Origin of the sequence: Caballeronia sp. LZ024 (assembly GCF_031451455.1) — a bacterium.
GTDB lineage: Bacteria > Pseudomonadota > Gammaproteobacteria > Burkholderiales > Burkholderiaceae > Caballeronia > Caballeronia telluris.
The window spans coordinates 1-578 of record NZ_JARUXL010000050.1; the positions used below are offsets into that span (position 1 = coordinate 1).

General features: G+C 62.6%; 1 protein-coding gene. It reads left to right on the forward strand.

From position 1 onward, the window contains the following. Positions 1-75: 75 nt before the first annotated feature. Positions 76-330, forward strand: coding sequence for a DUF378 domain-containing protein (locus tag QCE48_RS31690; RefSeq protein ID WP_116562479.1), 255 nt, complete (start codon positions 76-78; stop codon positions 328-330). Positions 331-578: the final 248 nt, after the last annotated feature.

The following is a 578-nucleotide window of genomic DNA, read 5'->3' on the forward strand; positions in this document are numbered from 1 at the left end:
GCCGGGTCACGCCGCGCTTCGTCAGAGCGAGTACCGCCCGGCCACGATCAAGCAAATATCGCAAGGAGCATAGCAATGCCAACCATCACATCGAAAGGCACCGTAGGTGTACGCCGCAGCCCGGTCGACTGGGTCGCAGGCGCACTCGTCATCATAGGTGGATTGAACTGGGGACTCGTCGGGCTCCTCCGGTTCGATCTAGTGGCAGCGATCTTCGGCGCCGGGTCCGCCGGGTCGCGGATCGTTTATGTTCTGGTCGGGCTCGCCGCCCTTTATGCGTTGATCCGCGCATTCGTTCCCGCACGCGAACAGCAACTCGTGCACCGTTAAGCGCCCGCGCGCGTTGGCACGACCTTAGTCAACGCGCGGACGCAAGCAACGCATTCAAAACGAGGTGAATCATGAATGACCGTCACTTTCCAAGTACTTCAACCAACGACGATAGAGGGCGTCCTGACACCGCGTCGGTCGCGCGCGGACTCGGCTGGTTTAGTCTCGCGCTCGGTGCGGCCGAATTGCTCGCGCCGAATACTGTTGCACGGGCCGCCGGAGCGACGGCCGGGACGACGCTCGTACGT

Bases quoted from the DNA above. Each gene is read 5' to 3' on its own strand.
- QCE48_RS31690 (WP_116562479.1), top strand. From the start codon at position 76: ATGCCAACCATCACATCGAAAGGCACCGTAGGTGTACGCCGCAGCCCG.